The organism is Kocuria rosea subsp. polaris, assembly GCF_001483755.1.
Classification (GTDB): Bacteria; Actinomycetota; Actinomycetes; order Actinomycetales; family Micrococcaceae; genus Kocuria; species Kocuria cellulosilytica.
In genome coordinates this window covers 13,160-33,105 of the sequence record NZ_LQBK01000006.1, presented here as the reverse complement: position 1 = coordinate 33,105, position 19,946 = coordinate 13,160, and the positions used below count along the sequence as shown (strand labels likewise).

The 19,946-nt window shown below is 71.0% G+C and carries 15 protein-coding genes; 12 read left to right on the top strand and 3 right to left on the bottom strand.

Annotation, left to right across the window (positions count from 1 at the left end; genetic code table 11):
* Window positions 1-329: 329 nt before the first annotated feature.
* Window positions 330-1,370 (bottom strand): alpha/beta hydrolase family protein, encoded by a 1,041-nt coding sequence (locus AVL61_RS05765; protein ID WP_231738288.1) that lies wholly within the window; start codon window positions 1,368-1,370, stop codon window positions 330-332.
* Between the two features lie 200 nt (window positions 1,371-1,570).
* Between AVL61_RS05765 and AVL61_RS05760 the strand changes: the two genes are divergently transcribed.
* Window positions 1,571-3,025, top strand: coding sequence for an amino acid permease (locus tag AVL61_RS05760; protein ID WP_058873548.1), 1,455 nt, complete (start codon window positions 1,571-1,573; stop codon window positions 3,023-3,025).
* Window positions 3,026-3,200: 175 nt separating this feature from the next.
* Here the strand turns inward: AVL61_RS05760 and AVL61_RS05755 are convergent, their stop codons facing one another.
* The gene (locus AVL61_RS05755) at window positions 3,201-3,923 is read right to left on the bottom strand and encodes a sirohydrochlorin chelatase (protein WP_058873412.1); all 723 of its coding nucleotides are present in this window, start codon (window positions 3,921-3,923) and stop codon (window positions 3,201-3,203) included.
* A 134-nt stretch (window positions 3,924-4,057) separates the two neighbouring features.
* Here AVL61_RS05755 and cobA point away from each other — a divergent pair, with 134 nt between their 5' ends.
* From cobA to AVL61_RS05700, 11 genes are all read left to right on the top strand, one after another.
* The gene (cobA, locus tag AVL61_RS05750) at window positions 4,058-5,080 is read left to right on the top strand and encodes a uroporphyrinogen-III C-methyltransferase (protein ID WP_058873411.1); all 1,023 of its coding nucleotides are present in this window, start codon (window positions 4,058-4,060) and stop codon (window positions 5,078-5,080) included.
* On the top strand, window positions 5,070-5,918 hold the full coding sequence (locus tag AVL61_RS05745; protein WP_058873410.1) for a uroporphyrinogen-III synthase: 849 nt from the start codon (window positions 5,070-5,072) through the stop codon (window positions 5,916-5,918). Before cobA ends, AVL61_RS05745 begins: the two co-directional genes overlap by 11 nt.
* A 1,238-nt stretch (window positions 5,919-7,156) precedes the next feature.
* The gene (locus tag AVL61_RS05740) at window positions 7,157-7,444 is read left to right on the top strand and encodes a hypothetical protein (RefSeq protein WP_157571309.1); all 288 of its coding nucleotides are present in this window, start codon (window positions 7,157-7,159) and stop codon (window positions 7,442-7,444) included.
* A 2-nt stretch (window positions 7,445-7,446) separates the two neighbouring features.
* Window positions 7,447-8,787, top strand: coding sequence for a glycosyltransferase family 2 protein (locus AVL61_RS05735; RefSeq protein ID WP_058873408.1), 1,341 nt, complete (start codon window positions 7,447-7,449; stop codon window positions 8,785-8,787).
* Window positions 8,788-8,806: 19 nt separating this feature from the next.
* Window positions 8,807-10,579, top strand: a complete 1,773-nt coding sequence (locus AVL61_RS05730) for a polysaccharide deacetylase family protein (RefSeq protein WP_058873407.1) — start codon at window positions 8,807-8,809, stop codon at window positions 10,577-10,579.
* Window positions 10,580-10,641: 62 nt separating this feature from the next.
* On the top strand, window positions 10,642-12,039 hold the full coding sequence (locus tag AVL61_RS05725) for a polysaccharide deacetylase family protein (protein ID WP_197412648.1): 1,398 nt from the start codon (window positions 10,642-10,644) through the stop codon (window positions 12,037-12,039).
* A 5-nt stretch (window positions 12,040-12,044) separates the two neighbouring features.
* Entirely contained in the window at window positions 12,045-12,242 is a 198-nt protein-coding gene (locus AVL61_RS05720) for a hypothetical protein (protein ID WP_157571308.1), read from the top strand.
* Window positions 12,230-13,933, top strand: a complete 1,704-nt coding sequence (locus AVL61_RS05715) for an endo-1,4-beta-xylanase (RefSeq protein ID WP_231738287.1) — start codon at window positions 12,230-12,232, stop codon at window positions 13,931-13,933. Before AVL61_RS05720 ends, AVL61_RS05715 begins: the two co-directional genes overlap by 13 nt.
* Before the next feature lie 209 nt (window positions 13,934-14,142).
* Window positions 14,143-14,796 carry a deoxyribose-phosphate aldolase gene (gene deoC, locus AVL61_RS05710; protein ID WP_058873404.1) on the top strand — a complete coding sequence of 218 codons (654 nt, stop codon included), beginning with the start codon at window positions 14,143-14,145 and terminating at the stop codon, window positions 14,794-14,796.
* Window positions 14,797-14,917: 121 nt separating this feature from the next.
* A complete protein-coding gene (locus AVL61_RS05705; RefSeq protein ID WP_058873403.1) occupies window positions 14,918-15,358 on the top strand; it encodes a hypothetical protein in 441 nt (146 codons plus the stop codon).
* A gap of 194 nt (window positions 15,359-15,552) precedes the next feature.
* Complete coding sequence (locus AVL61_RS05700; protein WP_058873402.1) at window positions 15,553-15,999, top strand: hypothetical protein; 447 nt, start codon at window positions 15,553-15,555, stop codon at window positions 15,997-15,999.
* A gap of 109 nt (window positions 16,000-16,108) precedes the next feature.
* Here AVL61_RS05700 and mfd read toward each other — a convergent pair whose 3' ends face one another.
* On the bottom strand, window positions 16,109-19,828 hold the full coding sequence (gene mfd, locus AVL61_RS05695) for a transcription-repair coupling factor (RefSeq protein WP_058873401.1): 3,720 nt from the start codon (window positions 19,826-19,828) through the stop codon (window positions 16,109-16,111).
* Window positions 19,829-19,946 lie beyond the last annotated feature (118 nt).

Genomic DNA, 19,946 nt, shown 5'->3' with positions numbered 1-19,946 from the left:
ATCGACTTCGCTGCCGCTGCGGATCTGCACAGCGGCCGGTGCCGACAGGAAGGACGAGCCCAGGGACCGGACGGACCGGACGGAAGGCACCCCGGGGGCACGCGCGCCGGATCAGCGCGGTGCCGAGAGTGAGTGTTCGGCCGTGATGCCCCCGCATCGGCCTTCCCCCTGAGCCGGCTCCCCTGCCGACTTCTTTACTGCACCGTACGGCCGGTTATGTGCGTTCGCAAGCTGAAACGGGTGTGGCGGGCCGGTTCCGGGCCCGCGCCTCCCCCGCTGTTCCGCGTCATTCCGCGGATGGGGCGCTGACCAGGGACGACGACGAGAGATCAGTCACGTCCGCGTGCCGCGGCCCCGCTCCGGGGCTCGGCCGAGGGGCCGGACGAGAGCACTGCCGAGCGCTCTCCCGGGGACTCCCCGGCGGTCATCGCGGCGTCCAGCACCCGGGCCTCGGGCAGCTCGAAGTGGTCCACGCCCTCGCGGTAGCGCACGCTGGTGCGCTCGTAGCCGGCGTCCTCGTACCAGGCGTGCCCGGCGGCCGCCGCGGAGAGCGCGTCGAACGGCGCCCACGGGTCGGTGCCGTCGTCCTCGAGGCCCACGTCCCAGTGCAGGACCAGCTGCTCGAGCTGCTCCTCCGTCGGCTCCGAGTCCCCGGAGGACGGCGCCCCGCCGCCGCCGGAGAGCACCGCGCCGCCGCCCCGCAGGAAGTCCGCGCGGTCGGCCAGCAGCTCGTAGCTGATGAACTCGGCGCCCCCGGAGTAGCCGTGCAGCCACGTGCGGGAGCGGTCGAGGTCGTACTCGGCGAAGATCTCCTGCTCGGCCAGGGCCAGGAACCACTCGGCGTTGCCGTCGAGGTCCTCCCACCAGGTGGGCTCGCCCTGCCGGTCCGGGGTGCGGGGCGCCACGAGCACCGCGTTGTGCGAGCGTGCGACCTCCGCGAGGCAGGAGACCTTGTGCTGGGGGTGGTGGAACTCGTAGGCCCCGTCCCCGTGCAGCCGGAAGACCACGCCGACCGGCTCGCTCCAGTCGATGCCGTCGGCGAAGACGTGGTAGCTGCTGGTCGTGCCGTCGTGCTCGAAGGCGACGTCCATCCGGTCCGAGGGGCCCTCGCGCCAGCGCAGACCGCCGGAGCGCACCGGGCCGTCGTTCAGGGGGGCGATCCCGCCGCGCGGGGCGACGCGCACGTCCTCCAGGCCGTAGGGGGCGCAGGAGACGCGGTCCGGGGGCGCCGGGGCGGGCTGCCACGCCCAGCGGCCGGCGAGCGTCGCGGCGACCAGGAGCACCAGGGCGCCGGTGAGAATGGCCACATCGACGGCCCGGCCGGAACCGCGGCGCGGCGCGGCCCCGCCCGGTCCCGTCCGTGTTTTCACCCGTCCATCCTAGGGCGCGCGCCCGGAGGCGTCCCCCGCCCGATTTCTGGGTGCGCAACGTCTCCCCCATAATCGGCCAGGACCGTTCGGGGGGACGGCGCCCCCCACTTCCTCCTTCCGTGGTCCGTCCACCACACCAGAGGAGAAGATTCCGCGTGAGCATCACCGCACGCCCTCGGGCCGAGCAGAGCGCACCTGAGATCCAGGAGCAGCCGCCGGCCCAGGACAGGCTGCGCCGCAGCCTCAAGCCCCGCCACCTGACCATGATCGCGATGGGCGGGGCCATCGGCACCGGCCTGTTCGTGGCCTCGGGCAACACCATCGCCACCGCCGGCCCCGGCGGGGCGCTGCTGGCCTACGTGGTCATCGGCTTCATGGTCTTCCTGCTCATGCAGTCCCTGGGCGAGATGGCCACCTACCTGCCGGTCTCGGGCGCGTTCGAGGAGTACTCGACCCGCTTCGTGAGCCCCTCCTTCGGCTTCGCCATCGGCTGGAACTACTGGTACAACTGGGCGATCACCGTGGCCGCCGAGCTCGTCGCCGCAGCGCTGATCATGCGCTACTGGTTCCCGGACGTGCCCTCGTGGATCTGGTCCGGGTCCTTCCTGGCGATCCTGTTCGCGCTCAACGCGCTGAGCGCCCGGGCCTACGGCGAGAGCGAGTTCTGGTTCTCCCTCGTGAAGGTCGTCACGGTGGTGCTCTTCCTGGGCCTCGGCATCCTGATGATCGTCGGGATCCTGGGCGGGGAGTCGCCCGGCTTCGAGAACTGGACCACCGGGGAGGCGCCCTTCGTGGGCGGCGGCCTCGGCATCCTCGCCATCTTCATGGTGGCGGGCTTCTCCTTCCAGGGCACCGAGCTTGTCGGCGTGGCCGCCGGTGAGGCGGAGGACCCCGAGAAGAACGTGCCCAGGGCCATCCGCACCGTGTTCGTGCGGATCCTGCTCTTCTACGTGGGTGCCATCACCGTGATCGGCTTCCTCATCCCCTACACCAGCCCGAACCTGCTCACGAGCGGGGTCGAGGACATCTCCATCTCCCCCTTCACCCTGGTGTTCCAGAACGCCGGGGTGCTGGCGGCGGCCTCGGTGATGAACGCGGTGATCCTCACCGCGATCCTCTCCGCCGGCAACTCCGGGCTCTACGCCTCCACCCGCATGCTCTGGGCGCTGGCCGAGGGCGGCAAGGCCCCGAGGTTCCTGGCGAAGGTCAACCGCCGCGGCGTGCCCATGAACGCGCTGATCGCCACCACCCTGGTGGGCGGGGCGTCCTTCCTCACCACCTTCATCGGGGACGGGGACGCCTACGTGTGGCTGGTCAGCGCCTCGGGGCTGGCGGGGTTCATCGTGTGGATGGGCATCGCCTGGAGCCACTACCGCTTCCGCAAGGCCTACACCGCCCAGGGCAAGGACCTCGCCGACCTCCCCTACCGGGCGCGGTTCTTCCCGCTCGGCCCGGTGGTGGCGCTCGTGCTGTGCGCCGTGGTGATCCTCGGGCAGAACTACCAGGCGTTCATCGGCGACATGGACCTGATGGCCGCGCTGACCGCCTACATCGGCCTGCCGCTGTTCCTGGCCCTGTGGCTGGGCCACCGCCTGGTGACGGGCTCGAGGATGGTCCGCTACGAGGACGCCGACCTCACCCGCGTCCGAGACTGACGCCCCCGCGCCGAGCCCCCAGGCTCCGGGCCGACACTCCCGCCGAGTCCCCAGCGACCGGGCGACCCTTTCGTCGAGTCCCCAGTCCTGTCGCGCATCCCCAGGTTTGATCGTGGGGAAACGCGACAGGACTGGGGACTCGCCGCACCAGGTGAGTGGGGCGTGGGCGCGGAGCTCAGGCCACCGAGCGGTAGCGGGAGACCACCACGTCCACGAGCTCGGGCGGGACCTCTCCCTCGGGCACGGCCAGGGGCTCGGTGTGCACGTCCGCGCCGGCCTTCCGCGAGAGGTCCAGGAAGTAGCCGGGGGCCAGCAGGTAGTTGGCGACGACGACGCGGCCCTCCTCCGCCAGGCCGGTCCTGGCGTCGGCCACCGCCTCGGCCACGCGGGGGCGCGCGGCGGCCAGGTAGGACACGGTCACGGGCCGGGACAGCTCCTCGGCCAGCTGCCCCGCCACCGTGGCGCAGTCGGCCACCGCGCGGCGGTCCGAGGACCCGGCGGTGGCCAGCACCACGGCGTCGTGCTCCCCCAGCGGCGCCCCGGCGGCCGCGCACGCCTCGTGCACCCGGCGGGCGAGCAGTTGGGCGAGCGCCCGGTCCGGGCCCAGGGCGGCCGAGACGCGGTGCAGGTCGTCGGCGGCGACCGCCTCGGCCACGTCCACGTAGACGTGGTAGCCGGCGGAGAGCAGCAGCGGGACCACCACGGCCGGGCGCCCGGCGTGCTGCTCGGTGCGCTCGGCGAGGTCCGGGGTCTGCACGTCCACCCAGGTGGGCACGACCTCGACGTTCGGCAGCTCGGCGGCCACGGCGTCCACGAGCCGCTGCACGGCGGTGCGCCCGGCCGGGGAGCGGGTGCCGTGGGCGCAGGCGAGCAGGACGGGGGGCTCGGTTCTCGTCATGGCTCCCACCCTACGAGCGGTACCCGGGGAAGGGCGCCCGCGTCATGCGGCGTCACGGGGGCAACCGTGCTGTAACACGCGTGCCGCATCCTGGTAGGGACGCACGACCCCCCGCTCGCCCCCTGGAGGACCGCATGCTGCTGACCGCCGACCTCACCGACGTCCCGGTGCTCGTCCTCGGCGACCCGCACGACGCCCGGCGCGCCCGGCACCGCTACGAGGCGGCCGGCGCGGCCGTCCGCTCCGTGGCCGAGCCGGCGCTGCTCGGCCCGGCGGACCTGGTGGGCGTCGCGCTCGCCGTGGTCGTCGGCCCGGCGGCGCAGCGCTGGCGCGAGGCGCTGCGCGCCGCCGGTGCCCGGGTGCCCGTGGTGCAGGAGCCCGCGGCCCCCACCGGGGGCCGCGTGACCCTGGTCGGCGGCGGCCCCGGCGCGGACGACCTGCTCACCGTGCGCGCGGTCGCCGCCCTGCAGGACGCCGACGTGGTTTTCGTGGACCGGCTCGCGCCCTCCGGTGCGGTGGCGGCCGCGGCCCCCGGCGCCGAGATCGTCCCGGTGGGCAAGACCCCCGGCCACCACCCGGTCCCCCAGGCACGGATCCAGGACCTCATGGTGGAGCACGCCCTGGCCGGCCGCTCGGTGGTCCGGCTCAAGGGCGGGGACCCCTACGTCTTCGGCCGCGGCGCCGAGGAGCTGGCCGCGTGCGCCGCCCACGGCATCCCGGTGGACGTGGTCCCGGGGATCACCAGCGCGGTCTCGGTGCCGGGCGCGGCGGGCATCCCGGTGACGTTCCGCGAGGTGTCCCGGATGTTCACGGTCGCCTCCGGGCACGTGCCGTTCTCCGAGGCGGAGCTCGCCCACTTCGCCGGCCTCGGCGCGGGCGGGGGCACGCTCGTGGTGCTCATGGGCGTGGCCACCCTCCCCCACCTCGTGGCCGGGCTGGTCCGCAACGGCGCCGATCCCCGCACCCCGCTGGCCGTGGTGGAGCGCGGCTTCACCGACCGGCAGCGTTCCACGATCACCACCCTCACGAACGCGGTCGCGGACACCGCGGCGGCGGGCTGCGGCTCGCCCGCCGTCGTCGTCGTGGGCCCCGTGGTCCGCCTGGCGACCGCCGAGCGGGACGCGTTCCTCGCGGAGGTCACCGCCCATGGCTGCTGAGGACCTGCCGCTGGCCGGGCGGGTGGTGGGCGTGACCGCGCACCGCCGCTCCGAGGACCAGATCGCGGCGCTCGAGCGCCGCGGCGCCCGCGTGCTGCACGCCCCCGCGCTGCGCGTGGAGCCGGTCGGCGAGGACGCCGGACTCGCGGCCGCGTCCCGGGCGATGTTCGACGCCCGCCCGGACCTGGTGCTGCTCACCACGGGCTACGGGCTGCGGCGCTGGCACGACGCCGCGGTGGCCCAGGGCTTCGACGCCGACCTGCTGCTGTGCCTGCGCGAGGCCGCCGTCTACGTGCGCGGGCCCAAGGGCCGCGGCGCGGTGCGCGGCCTGGGCCTCGAGGACGCCGGGATGTCCGCGGACGAGACCACCGCCGGGCTCGTGGACCTGGTGCTGGCCGAGCACGGCGGCGACCTCAGCGGTCGCACCGTCGGCCTGCAGCTGCACGGGATCGCGGACGCGGTCCAGCGCCGCCGGCTCACCGACGCCGGGGCCCGGGTGCTCACCGTGACCCCCTACCGGTGGGCCCCCGCCGACGACGCCGGGCAGGTGCCGGTGCTCGTGCGCGAGGCCGCCGCCGGGCGGGTGGACGCCGTGACGTTCACCGCCGCCCCGGCCGTGGACGCCCTGTTCAGCACGGCGGAGGAGCTGGGGCTGCACAAGGAGCTGCTGGCGGCATTCCGCGGCGGGATGCTCGCCGCGACCGTGGGGCCGGTGACGGCCGCGCCGCTGCTGGAGCTCGGGATCGAGCCGCTCGTGCCCGAGCGGTTCCGGATGGGCGCGATGCTCAAGCAGCTCACGGAGGCCTTGGCCGGCACGGACGCCGACGACGGCCGGTAGCCGCTCCGGCCGCCGCTGGACGCGGCGGGTGCCCGGTGCTGGAGGCCTCACGGATTGCCAGGCGCCGGATGTCGGCACGGCGACCCTGGCACGGGGCTCGAGCCACCGGCGCGCAGTCGTTCGCCGGCTCGCCACGGGTCAGGACGATTGCGGGGGCGCGCCGGGGCGGGGGTCAGGGGAACCGGGGGTACCCCGACGCACCCCTGCGACCGCTCGGCCACCGCCGTCGTCGCAGGTCAGGCGAGCCTTGGTTCGCCGTGCACTGAATGTAGCACTCCCCGCCGGATTAGCGAACACTTTCCTGATGTAATGGTGACGGAACGGTCACGGCGCCGCATGGTACGAACACCGATCCGCCGAGGTTCCACGGACGCCGCCGCAGCGTTGAGCATCAAGAAGCACGCCAGGATCCCCACCACGCTGACATGGGCAACCCGTGGCATCACGGCGAGCCACCAGCCCTCCACGACCACGGGTCGCAGACATGATCCTGCCTCGTGCTCGCAACCGCTGCGCGGATCCACGGCGGCATGACGCACGTGCTGATGGCCACAAGAGTCGCCCACCCGGAGTGCAACACCTCGTCATCTACCGGCGCACGTCGATGTAACAGTCGGCCGAGTTTACCTTTGCAACGCAGGGGTGTATGTCCCCATCTTCACCCACAGAAAACTCCGAACCACCCACAGAACGCTGTGAACTAAAGCCTTTGCATTGATATCGCCCCGTACACCTCGTGGCTGCCCCCGTTGCGGAGAAATGTATGGGCCAGCGCGTTTTGCGGAAGCATCGACCGCCTGGAATGCTCGGACCCGTCGGTTGGCCTTGGGGAAGGACACCGATCGACTCGTCGGGGGACGGGTCGGCCATCCATTGGGGGTTTTGTTGATTCAGTTTGTCATGCCCGTTGACGCTGCCTATGCGGCGGAATCCGCGCAGGAAATACTTCAGAGCGCCAGCGGCCTGTTGATCATGATCAACACGGTTCCGTTCTTGGCCTTTCTGCTGCTGTTGCTGGTTGCTGTGACGATTGTCCGCCCAGCCCGCTGCCTTCCGTTCCCTCCACGTGGAATTCCGAGCGCGCTTCGTACAACACGAGGTCCGGCGGAATGGTGCGGCCCGATCCAGGGCCGCTCCGCAGCCAATTGCACGCACGCACTAGGGGAGGTAATCCAATGATTCAGGTCGGGAGCGTTGTCACGGTGACCGGGCAGGTGACCTTCGGGCGGAACGCAGCAATGTTCGAGAGTCTGCTCGGTTTCGTGGCCCAGCTGAGTGTTGTGCTGTGGGCCCTGGTGCTCTTCACCCTGATCTTCCGCTTCATCGGCATCTTCATGTATCGGCGTGGTGGCGCTCGCTCGGCTCTCGTCCGCGCCGTGGTGCCCAACGAGACCCTTCCGGCCACGGCCACGACCGCCTCGTTCGACGAGATCCGGCAGCCCGCCGGCGCCTCGGCCGCGGTCGCCGTGTCCGCGAGGATGCCGCGCCACGCCCCCGAGTTCGCCACCAGCTCCTCGGGATGGTGAGCATGGACATCGCACTGATGGTCTTCTGGCTGTTCGCGGGCGTCAGCATCCTCTACGTCGTGCACTTCGGTCTGTACCTGGTGGGCGCCAACGTCTATGACGTCTGGCAGCAGCGGCGGAAGAGCATGAGGGGTGGTGTCCGGCATCCGCACGAGGACGAGCCGGAGTGCGCGGCGACGGCCGCCTGGGGCGGCTCGGACGCGCCCGAGGTGTCCGGACTCGTCTCCATCGTCATCGCCGCCCACAACGAGGAGGCCGTGATCGTCCGGACGCTCGACTCCCTTCGGCGCAGCACCTATCCCTTCTACGAGGTCATCGTCGCCGACGACGCCTCCAAGGACCGCACCGGTCAGCTGGTCCTCGACTACCAGATGCGGCACCCCGACATGGACCTGCACATCGTGCGGATGCCCCAGAACGTCGGCAAGGGCGGAGCCCTCAACGCGGCACTTCGCCAATATGCTTCCGGCCAGTTCGTCATGACACTCGACGCCGACTCGATCATCGAACCGGACGCCGTGACGAACGCCCTGTCCTACTTCGACGACCCGTACGTGGCCGGTGTCGCCGCCAACGTGCAGATCCTGGAAGAACCGACAGCGCTGGGCATCCTGCAGCGTTTCGAGCACATGATCGGCTACCGCTCGAAAAAGCTCTACTCGATGCTGAACTGCGAGTTCGTGGTCGGTGGAGTGGCCTCCACCTACCGGATGAGCGTGCTGCGCAAGGTCGACTTCTACGACACGGACACCCTCACCGAGGACATCGGGCTGAGCGCCAAGATCACCAACCTGGGCAACCGGCGCTTCCGCATGATCTACGGCGCGGACGTGGTCGCCAAGACCGAGGGCGTCCTCACGTTCCGTGCGCTGGCCAAGCAGCGCTACCGCTGGAAGTACGGAAGCCTCCAGAACCTCATCAAGTACCGCCGTCTGGTGCTCAACCCGAGCCGCCGGTACACCGGCACGTTGACCTACTACCGGATGCCGATGGCACTGCTCAGCGAGTTCACGCTGCTCGTCTCGCCTCTCGCCTGGACGTACGCCGTCTACTGGTCGCTGGCCGCGCAAACGCCGGGCCTGATGATCGGTGCGTACGCGACCATCACCGCCTACACACTCCTGACGGTCTGGATGGACGAGAACCTGACGGGACGTGAACGTGCCCGCTTGTCCGCCTATGCACCGACGGCGTACTTCCTGTTCTACATCATGGATCTGATCCAGCTGACGGCGGCCCTTCGCTGCATTGCGAACGGGCACGGACTGTTCAAGCGCCCTGAGATCAACACGTGGAAGTCCCCGGAACGGGCCGGCAGTGTGGAGGTGCCCAGTGGGGCGTGAACGTGGACGAATTCGCCGGGTGCTGCTGAATCCGCTCGTCGTCGTCTCGCTGGTGGTGGCCGTCCTCACCAGCGGGTGGGTGCTGTACACCGAGGGGACGGACGACATCGCTCAGGCGCGGCCCGACTCGAACCTGCTCCCCCCGCTCGATGAGAGTGCGGCGGGCCCTCCGGCGCCGGCGGGACTGTCGGCATCCGCCGACTCCGTGGGCGGCTGGAAGGCCGGCCACAGCGGTGACGCCCGAGCCTCGCTGCAGCTCGTCGAAGGAAAGGTGAGCGACCGAGCACTGAAGCTCGACATCACCAGGTACGCCTCGGGGGATGTCACGCTGACGAGCCCGCGGGTGGAGGTCGAGCCCGACACGACCTACCTGTTCAAGGCGTTCACCTCCTACGACGCCGAATTCGCGCTGCTGGCCCGCCAATACCACGCCGATGGCAGCACCACTCTGGAGCAGCTGCCGGACCCGCTCGAGCTGGCGGGCGATTCCGCGTTCACCGTGAGCGACGCGTTCGACAGCGCGGACACGGTGACGGCGGTGGAGTACGTCTTCCGGGTCGCCTCGGAGGGCAGCGTCACTGTCGAGGGCGCGTACCTCGAGGCGACCGACGACGTCCGGTTGCCGTCCGTCGCGGCGACGGGTCCCAACCTCGTTCCCAACCCCGAGCTCACCGGTCCCCAGCCGGGCGCACCCGTCTCGTGGTCCACGTACATCTCCGGAACGTCGACGGTCGAGTCCGGACGCGGCCAGGACGAGGACGGCAATTTCCTCTGGACCCGCACCGCGAACCACCGGAGCGGCGATGCGAAGTGGGAGTACCAGCCGGTCCCGGTGACTCCCGACCAATACTTCGAGTTCGGCGCGACCTACCGGTCCGAGCGCGAAGTGGAGGTCGTGGCGGAGTTCGTGCTCGCGAACGGTGAGCGCGAGTTCCACCTCCTGGCGACGGTGCCGCCTGCAGGAGAGTGGACGGCGATCAAGGAAGCCTTCCAGGTCCCGGAGGGCGCGAGGACGGCCGTGGTCACCCTGGTGTCGAGCGGAAACGGCACCACCGGGGTCCGCGACTACTCGCTGGTCGACGTCACCAAGGCGGGCCCCCTCCGCTGGGACCAGCCCATGGTGTCGATCACGTTCGACGACGGCTGGCAGTCGGTGTACGACCGTGCCCTTCCTCTGCTGGACAAGCACGGCTTCCCGTCCACCCAGTACATCAATGCCAGCGCCATCGAGACGCCGAACTTCATGACGGCCGACGAGCTGAGGCAGATGCACGGGTCCGGACACGAGATCGCTTCACACAGCTACGAGCACGTCGATCTCTCCGCGATCAGCGCCGACCGGCTGGACGAGCAGATGCGGAAGAGCGATGAAATGCTGGAGGACGCCGGCCTCGGCACCAGCAACCTGGCGCCCCCGTACGGACGGTCGGATCCCCAGGTCGACTGGTACGCGAGCAAGTACTTCGACACCGTGCGCGGGACGAAGATCGGTATCAACACCCGGCAGAACCTGGAATCGCACAATCTGAAGGTCTACTACGTGACCAACGAGACGACGCCGGACCATCTGGCCGCAGCACTCGCCGAGACGTCCAAGGCGAACGGCTGGCTGATCCTCGTCTACCACCAGGTGGCGGAACCTGAGTCGACCGGCACTCAGGAGAACAGCATCCCGGCGGACCGGAACACCGTCACCAGCGACGTCTTCGCCGATCATCTGCGGGTCATCGATGAGAGCGGCATCGACGTCCAGCCGGTCGCACGGGCGTTCGAGCAGCTGCAGGGCTCGTGATGACCGTTCAGCGATCGGGCCCAGCGCTGCCGCCCGCCCGAGAGAGAACCCCGGAGAAACCGATGAGCAGGAGCAGGTTCCGCAACTCGAGGGCACGCACCGAGCTCGCTGCAGTGGCAGGGGCGGTGCTGGCGTTGATCGCGGGGTTCCTGGCGCCGACGGCGGCGAACGCCGCCGTCGGCCATCCCGCCCCCTCGGCGCTGGTGTCGTTCACCTTCGACGACGGCAACCTCAGCGCTCTCACCCAGGCCGCTCCGACCCTTCAGCAGCACGGTCTCACCGGCACGAACTACGTCACCACCGGCTGCGTCGGCATGACCACCGCCCCGAACGCGTGCCGCGCGAATCCCGGCGTCCCCTACATGACCTGGGACCAGATCCTGCAGCTGCAGAACACCTACGGTTGGGAGATCGGGTCGCACACCGTCAGCCACCGGTGCCTGGTGAGCGCCGGCAACGGTTGTCAGGCCGACAAGCTGACGGGCCCCGAGGTCGATGCGGAACTGTCCAACAGCAAGTCCGCCCTCGCCGCGCACGGCATCAACGCGACCGCGTTCGCCCCGCCGTACGGCGACTACGACCCGACGGTCATGGCCGAGGTGGCCAAGCACTACAGCTCGATGCGGGGCTTCGCCGACACGGGCAACAACACCTGGCCGCTCAGCGACTACCTGCTGCGGAACATCCCGGTCCAGGAGGGGGTCACCCCCGTCGACACCCTGAAGGCGAAGGTCGACGAAGCGATCGCCGACAAGACCTGGGTCGTGTTCACCTTCCACGAGATCGCAGCGAACCCGAGCCAGAATCCGGACGACTTCGAGTACGGCACCGCGGAGCTGGACGAGCTCGCCGCCTACGTGCAGACCAAGGTGGCGGCCGGGCAGATCGAGAACGTCAACGTGTCCGAGGGCCTCGTGACCGGCTCCCCCAACAAGATGCCCAACGCCGGCTTCGACTCGGGCATCGGCGAGGGCTGGCGGACCGACGCCCCCACGACCGTCACGGCAGACGCCGGCGGCAACGGCAGCCACCCCGACCCCACGCGGTCGGTGAAGCTCGTGTCGGGTTCGGCCCCGTCGCACCTGTTCTCACCACAGGTCGCCGTCACCCCGGGGACGAACTACTTGTACAAGTCCTTTCTCAACGTCTCCGCGCTGACCTCGGGCGAGGTGGCGTTCTACGTCGACGAGTACAACGCTGCCGGAGAATGGGTCTCCGGGCAGTACCGCACGAGGGAGAACTCCCGGTGGGCGGAGGAGCTCAACTTCACCTACACGCCGAGCTCGACGGACGTCGCCAGGGCCAGTCTCCAGGTGATCGTCACGGGGACCGGGATCACGGCCTTTCTGGACAACGTGGAGATGCTGGCGCTCGGCGCGGAGGCCCCGTCGCCGCAGCCCGCCAACCTGGTGGCCAACGGCACCTTCGACGCCGGCAACGGCCCCCGGCCGACCCGGTGAACTCGGTGAAGCTGCAGGGGACCACGGCCGACGGCCACCTGTTCCCACCGCCGGTCGACGTGGCGCCGGGCAACGACAGCATCTCGGCGCACCTCGCCATCAGGAACCGCACCACCGGAGAGGTCGCCGGTCTGCAGGTGAACGTCAGCGGAGACCCCGAAGTGCTGGCCTGCCTGGACGACGTCCGCTGGTGGCGGTCCTGAGGGCCGGGCCCGCGCGCGCACTGGTCGTGCTGGCGTCCGGCCTGCTGCTCGCCGTCGCGGGGTGCTCCTCGAACAATCCGGCGCCCGGGCCCGGTGTGCCCGTCGACCTGCTCCAGCAGGACTGGCGGCACATGCCGGGGGTGACGTCCGACGACGACGGGCTGCAGGTCACAGCCACCGCACGGCACATCGTCGAGAAGGACGGCGAGGGTGGCCAGGCGAATCCGCCGCTCAACCTGGCCGGCACGCACCTGGTGGCCGAGGGGGACTTCTCCCTCAGCGCGTCGTTCACCGACGTGGTCGCCGACGCGTCCTGGGCCGTCTACGACAGCCCGCCGGTGATTGCCGACGAGTTCCGGCTCGAACCGGCGGGCCTTCGGCTCACGCTCCGCGGCGACGACCTCGAGATCGCGGTCTTCGACGGCTCGCCCCGGAAGAACGTGTCCGGCCCCCAGTCGGCGTACGTCGAGCACGTCACGGTCTCGGATCCGGAGCCCACGCTGACGGTGCGACGGTCTGGGGACACGATCGAGATCGCCGACGGCGAGAACACCGTGTCCTCCCTGCCCTTCGGCGGGGTGTTCGAGTCGGGGAAGCTCTGGCTGGGGCTGTCGAGCGCCGGCGGCTCCTTCCAGGTCAGCTCCCTCACCGCCACCGCGCCGGAGGGCACTGGGCTGGCCACCGCGGACCCGGTGGTGGCGCAGGCCGAACAGTCGGCGGACGGACTGCAGGCCATGGCCGCCCGGGCCCGGCCGGGCTTCTCGATCGGAGCGGCAGTGGCGCTCGGACCGCTCGTCTCGGACGCGGACTACGCGCAGGAGCTCGTGGGCAACTTCGGCGCCGTCACACCGGAGAACGCGATGAAGCCGCAGCACCTCTCCCCGCGGCAGGGCGAGTACACCTTCGAAGAGGCCGACGCGATCCTCGCGATCGCCGAGAGCAAGGGCATGACCGTGCACGGGCACACCATCGCTTTCAGCGAGGCCATGCCCCGCTGGATGCAGGAACTCCCGACCGGCTCCGAGCGTGAGCGCCGTGCCAGCGCCGAGGCCCTCCTCGACTACGTCACCACCGTGGTGACGCACTTCAAGGGGCGGCTGGTCTCGCTCGACGTCGTCAACGAGCCGTTCGACCGCAACCAGGGAACCCGCCTCCAGCGGAACGTCTGGTACCGCGTCTTCGGGCCCGGCTACCCGGCGGTCGTCTCCCAGGCCGTCCACGACGCCGACCCCGACGTCAAGCAGTACATCAACGAGAACGGGGCCGATGTGCCGGGCGATCGACAGGACGCCCTGCTCGAGCTCGCACTCGACACCAACGCACAGGGCGGCCACATCTACGGCGTCGGCCTCCAGGCCCACGTCTACAACCTCGGGACCGACGCCATCTCCGCCGACGACCTCACCGATACGCTCGACCTCTTCGAGGAGGCCGGTCTGCGCGTCCGCATTTCCGAGAACGACGTCACGGACGGCCGGGGAAAGAAAGCCCAGGCGAAGCAGTACGCCGCAGTGCTGGCCACCTGTCTGCGCTCACGTACCTGCGTCTCCTACACCACGTGGGGCGTGGACGACCGCTACAACTGGTGGATCGACGGCCACGACAGACTGCGCCAGGGCAACGACTTCCTGTTCGACGACGGGCGCCCGACCCGGGCCTACAAGGCCATGCGGAAAGCACTGGGCGGCTGAGCGCAGGGTCCCCAGAAGGCCGGCCGTTCAGGCACTGCTGCGAAGGCACAAGGCCCCCGCGCAGCTACGTCTCACACCACCTGGTTCCCATGGAACGCACACCGTGGTGCAGCTTTCCCAGGGCACTGTCCGGCGGCGTGAGAGCCACGGATCCGAGGAGTCGATGGGTAGGCTGGGCGCGACCCGCCCGACCCGTCGAAAGGCCGCCCGTGACCACCCCTCAGCTCGCCTCGTACGTCGACCACACGCTGCTCAAGCCGGAGGCATCCCGCGAGCAGATCGCCACCCTGTGCGCGGAGGCCAAGCAGTACGGCTTCGCCTCGGTGTGCACCAACCCGGTGTGGACCTCCTTCGTGCGGGAGCAGCTGGCGGGCAGCGACGTGCTGACCTGCTCGGTGGTCGGCTTCCCGCTGGGCGCCTCCGCCACGGAGGTCAAGGCGTTCGAGACCGCCACGGCCGTGGCCGCCGGGGCGGACGAGATCGACATGGTCATCGACATCGCCGCCGCCCGCGCCGGCGAGCGCGAGCGGGTCGAGGCGGACGTCCGCGCCGTCGCCGAGGCCGCCCACCGGGGCGGGGCCCGACTCAAGGTGATCATCGAGACGTGCCTGCTGAACGACGAGCAGAAGGTCCTGGCCTGCGAGGCCGCCGTGGCCGCCGGCGCGGACTTCGTGAAGACCTCCACGGGCTTCTCGACCGCCGGGGCCACCGTGGCGGACGTCCGGCTGATGCGGGAGACCGTGGGCCCGGACATCGGCGTCAAGGCCTCCGGCGGGATCCGCACCCGCGAGGACGCCCTCGCGATGATCGAGGCCGGCGCCTCCCGGATCGGCGCCAGCAGCGGGCCCGCGCTGCTCGGCTGAGACCGCCGCGCCCCCCGCGGGCCGCACCCCGACGGGCCGCGCCCGAACGACTAGACTGACCGCGAACGCCTCCGCGGCCGCCCGTGACCGGCCGCCTCCCACCGCCAGAAGGATTGGAACCATGGCCAACCGAGCCCAGTCGTCCACCAGCGTCTCGGAGGACGCCTCGCCCCGCGCTCGCAGCGGCGGCGCCGCCGTCCGCTCCCACTCCGGCCAGGGCCGCACCGTCAACAACCTCGTCTTCCTCGTGCTGTGCATGGCCATCATGATCGGCAGCTTCATCGCCTTCGCGAGCTACCCCAACAGCCCCCTGGTCTGGATCATCGGCCTGGGCCTCTACGCCCTGGCGCTGCTCGTGCCGGTGGGCATCCTGCAGACGAGCACCGCGAAGAGGGCCGAGGGCGGGCGCACCCTCGCCATGGACGTTCCCCCGACCACGGAGGTCGCCGGCACCCCCACCACCGCCGAGAGCTTCCCGGACCGCCCGCGGGACATCGGCGCCCGGGATGCCGAGGTCCGCTCGGAGCACAAGGACGACACCCTGGGCAAGGCGACCCAGTAAGCCCGCCCCGCACGACGACGCCGTACGGCCCCCTCCCAGCATCTACGGGAGGGGGCCGTACGCGTTCCCGGCAGGAGCCGCCGGTGCGCACGAGGAGGGTCCGGGGGTGTCGGCCGGAACGACTAGACTGGACGCGAATGCATCGCGGCCCGCCCGTGGCCGGCCGCCCCCAGATCGCCAGAAGGATGGGAACCATGGCCAACAGAGCTCCGTCGTCCACCAGCACGTCCGCGACCGGAGCGTCGACCGGCCGGAGCGTCGGCAGCGGCGCCACCGTGCGCTCGCACTCCGGCCAGGGACGCACGGTCAACAACCTGGTCTTCCTGGTGGCCTGCATGGCCATCATGATCGGCAGCTTCATCGCCTTCGCCAGCTACCCCAACAGCCCCCTGGTCTGGATCATCGGCCTGGGCCTCTACGCCCTGGCCCTGCTCGTGCCGGTGGGCATCCTGCAGTCCAGCACGGCGAAGAGGGCCGAGGGCGGGCGCACCGTCGCCATGGACGTCCCCTCGACCACCGAGGTGCCCGGCGTGGACCGCACCGCCGCCGCGTTCGACGACGGCCCGCGGGACGCCCGCGAGCGCGACGCCCGCACCGCGGCCGTCCACCACCACGACAAGTACGGCAAGGCCACCGAGTAGCCACCTCGCCGGCAGCGACACCTGTCGCCTCGAAGGCCCTCTCCCGCACCGGGAGGGGGCCTTCGCACGTTCCGTGATCCGCACCGGCCGCTGCTGTGCGGGTGACGGCTCAGGCCGTGGCCGGCTCCTTCGCGAAGACCGACTCGACCACGCCGCGCGCCCACGCGAGCACCGCGCCGTCCACGAGGTCCTTGCCGCCGATCCGCTCGGTCTTGGGCTTGGGGATCAGCACCTGGGAGGTGTCGGTGCCGGGCACCGTCTTGAGCTGCGCGCCCGGGTAGAGTCGGGTGAGCCGCATCTGCCGGGACTCGGGCAGGTCCGCCGGGGCGAAGCGGACCATGTTGCCCTGGGCCGCGACGTCGGTGAGGCCGGCGGCGCGGGCGGTCACCCGGAACCGGGCGACCTCCAGCAGGTTCTGCACGGGCTCGGGCACCTCGCCGTAGCGGTCCACGAGCTCGGCGGCGACCTCCTGGATCGCCTCCTCCGTGGCGGCGTTGGCGAGGTTGCGGTAGGCCTCCAGGCGCAGCCGCTCCCCCGGGACGTAGTCGTGCGGCAGATAGGCGTTGACCGGCAGCTCGATCTTCATCTCGGTGGGCCGCTCGTCCTCCTCGCCGCGGTACTCGGCGACGGCCTCCCCCACCAGGCGCAGGTACATGTCGAAGCCCACCCCGGCGATGTGCCCGGACTGCTCCCCGCCCAGCAGGTTGCCGGCGCCGCGGATCTCGAGGTCCTTGACGGCCAGCTGCATGCCGGCACCGAGCTCGTTGTGGGCGGCGACGGCCTTGAGCCGCTCCAGCGCCGTCTCGGAGAGCGGCTTCTCCGCTTGGTACAGGAAGTAGGCGTAGGCCCGCTCCCTGCCGCGGCCCACGCGCCCGCGCAGCTGGTGGAGCTGCGAGAGCCCGTAGCGGTCCGCGCCGTCGACGATCAGGGTGTTGGCGTTGGCGATGTCCAGTCCGGTCTCCACGATGGTGGTGCACACCAGGACGTCGAACTTCTTCTCCCAGAAGTCCACGATGATCTGCTCCAGCCGGGACTCGGACATCTGCCCGTGCGCCACGGCGATCCGCGCCTCGGGCACGAGCTCGGCGATCTCCTTGGCCTTGCGCTCGATCGAGGACACCCGGTTGTGGATGTAGAACACCTGGCCCTCGCGCATGAGCTCGCGCCGCACGGCGGCGGAGACCTGCTTGTCGGTGTAGGCGCCCACGTAGGTGAGCACGGGGTGGCGCTCCTCCGGCGGGGTGGCGAGGGTGGAGGTCTCCCGGATCCCGGTCAGCGACATCTCGAGGGTGCGCGGGATCGGGGTCGCGGACATCGCCAGGACGTCCACGTTGGTGCGCATCGCCTTGAGCTTCTCCTTGTGCTCCACGCCGAAGCGCTGCTCCTCGTCGATGACCACGAGGCCGAGGTCCTTGAACTGGACCTCCTTGGACAGCAGCCGGTGGGTGCCGATCACCACGTCGATCGTCCCGTCCTTGAGCCCGGCGAGCGTCTCCTTGGTCTCCTTGGCGGTCTGGAACCGGGAAAGCGCGGCCAGGCGCACGGGGAAGCCGGAGAACCGCTCGGTGAACGTCTCGGCGTGCTGCTGGGCCAGCAGCGTGGTGGGCACGAGCACGGCGACCTGCTTGCCGTCCTGGACAGCCTTGAACGCCGCGCGCACGGCCACCTCGGTCTTGCCGTAGCCCACGTCCCCGGAGATCAGCCGGTCCATGGGGACCTCCCGCTCCATGTCCGCCTTGACCTCGTCGATGGTGGTCAGCTGGTCCGGGGTCTCGATGTAGGGGAACGCCTCCTCGAGCTCGCGCTGCCACGGGGTGTCCCCGCCGAAGGCGTGGCCGCGGGAGGCCATCCGCGCCGAGTACAGCCGGATCAGCTCGTTGGCGATGTCCCGGACGGCCTTCTTGGCGGCGCGCTTGGTCTTGTTCCAGTCCGTCCCGCCCATCTTGGACAGGGTCGGGGTCTCACCGCCCACGTAGTTGGTGACCTGGTCGAGCTGGTCCGTGGGCACGAACAGCCGGTCCCGCGGGCCGTTGCGCTTGGACGGCGCGTACTCGAGCACCAGGTACTCGCGCACCGGCTTCGGCTGCCCGGGCTTGATCATCGCCCCGGCGATGGGCCGCTGGATGAGCTCCACGAACTGGCCGATGCCGTGCTGCTCGTGCACCACGAAGTCGCCCTGGCTCAGCGCCAGCGGGTCCACGGCGTTGCGCTTGCGCCGCACGGGGAGCTTGCGCATGTCCTTGGTGGTGTACGGACTGGCCTTGCCGAGCAGGTCCGCCTCGGTGAGCAGCACGATCCGCGGGCCGTCCAGGGCGAAGCCCTTGCCGGCCACCGCGGTGGTGAGCTCCACGATCCCCGGCTGCGGCTCCTCGGCGAGGGACTCGCGGCGGGCGGCCGGGATCCCGGCCTCGTGCAGCAGCTCCGCGATCCGGGCCAGCGGGCCGGGGCCTTCGGTGACGGCGACGACGCGCCAGCCGTCGGCCACCCGTCCCTGCAGGAACTCGAGCATCGCCTCGACGTCGCCGTGGAAGCCCAGCGGGTCCCGGGCGGCCACGGTGAGGGTGTCGGCGTCCGAGTCGATCAGCGCGATGTCCTCCGCGGCGGTGTCCGCGTCCACGTCCTGGCCGGCCACCGCGTTGACGTTGAGCGCGGTCACGGCCCACCAGCCGAGACCGGTGCCCAGCGCGGTGGCCCGGGCCTCGGCGAGGGTCTGGAAGGACCCGGAGGCCAGGGTGCGCCCTTCGCCGTCGTCGGCCCGGACGGCCTGCTCGGCGGAGCTGATGTCGATGGGCGCGGACTGCCCGTCCGAGGCGGAGTCCCAGGCGGCGAGGAGGAACTCCTCGTTGGTGGCCACGAGGTCGTGGGCGCGGGTGCGGACCTTCTCGGGCTCCATGACCACCACGAGCGAGCCGGGCGGGAGCAGGGAGAGCATCGGCACCATCCCGTCCACGAGCAGGGGCGCCAGGGACTCCATGCCCTCCACGTAGATGCCGCCGGCGATCCGCTCGAGCATCGACTCGGCCCCGGGCAGGGAGTCCTTGAGCTTCGCGGCCCGGGACATCACGGACGGGGTGATCAGCACCTCGCGGCACGGCGGGGCCACGAGCCGGTCCGGGTGGTCCCCGGTGGTCAGGGTGCGCTGGTCGGCGACGGTGAACCAGCGCAGCTCGTCGACCTCGTCGCCGAAGAACTCGATCCGCACCGGGTGGTCCTCGACCGGCGAGAAGACGTCGATGATCCCGCCGCGCACGGCGAACTCCCCGCGCCGGGTGACCATGTCCACCCGGGCATAGGCGGCCTCGGCGAGCGCGCTCACGGCGGCGTCGAAGTCGAGCTCCTCCCCGCGGGCGAAGCGCACCGGGTCCATGTCCCCGAGGCCTTCGACGACGGGCTGGAGCACGGAGCGGACCGGAGCCGTGACCACCCGCAGCGGGCGCTCGGCGTCCCGGCCGGCCAGCCGGCGCAGCACGTCGAGGCGGCGGCCCACGGTGTCGGAGCGCGGCGAGAGCCGCTCGTGCGGCAGGGTCTCCCAGGCGGGGAACTCCGCGACCTCCTCGGCCGGCAGGTACGCGCCCAGGGCCGCGGCGAGGTCCTCGGACTCGCGGCCGGTCGCGGTCACGGCCAGCAGCACCGGGGCGCGGTCGTCGGCCGGCGCCGGGGCGTCGTCGAGGGCGCCGCGCAGCTGGGCGGTGAGCACCGCGCGCATCCCGTCCGGGGCGCTGATCACGGTCTCGGCGCTGCGCTCCCCCGGTGGCAGGCCGGCCTGGGTGCGGAGATTGGCGAAGGAGCGCTCCGCCCCGAGGGCGGCGAGCAGTCCGGACAAGGTCATGGGGAAGCAGTCTCCTGGGACGCTGAGTGGGGTGCTGGTGGAGCACAGAGGCTGTTGGAGCCAACGTTCGCGGGTCCCAGCTTACTCCCGGGCCAGGACACCGGTTCATGCGGACCTG

Coding starts and splice junctions, on each gene's coding strand:
- AVL61_RS05755 (WP_058873412.1), bottom strand. CDS start 3,923: ATGACGAGAACCGAGCCCCCCGTCCTGCTCGCCTGCGCCCACGGCACC.
- cobA (WP_058873411.1), top strand. CDS start 4,058: ATGCTGCTGACCGCCGACCTCACCGACGTCCCGGTGCTCGTCCTCGGC.
- AVL61_RS05745 (WP_058873410.1), top strand. CDS start 5,070: ATGGCTGCTGAGGACCTGCCGCTGGCCGGGCGGGTGGTGGGCGTGACC.
- AVL61_RS05740 (WP_157571309.1), top strand. CDS start 7,157: ATGTTCGAGAGTCTGCTCGGTTTCGTGGCCCAGCTGAGTGTTGTGCTG.
- AVL61_RS05735 (WP_058873408.1), top strand. CDS start 7,447: ATGGACATCGCACTGATGGTCTTCTGGCTGTTCGCGGGCGTCAGCATC.
- AVL61_RS05725 (WP_197412648.1), top strand. CDS start 10,642: ATGAGCAGGAGCAGGTTCCGCAACTCGAGGGCACGCACCGAGCTCGCT.
- AVL61_RS05705 (WP_058873403.1), top strand. CDS start 14,918: ATGGCCAACCGAGCCCAGTCGTCCACCAGCGTCTCGGAGGACGCCTCG.
- AVL61_RS05700 (WP_058873402.1), top strand. CDS start 15,553: ATGGCCAACAGAGCTCCGTCGTCCACCAGCACGTCCGCGACCGGAGCG.
- mfd (WP_058873401.1), bottom strand. CDS start 19,828: ATGACCTTGTCCGGACTGCTCGCCGCCCTCGGGGCGGAGCGCTCCTTC.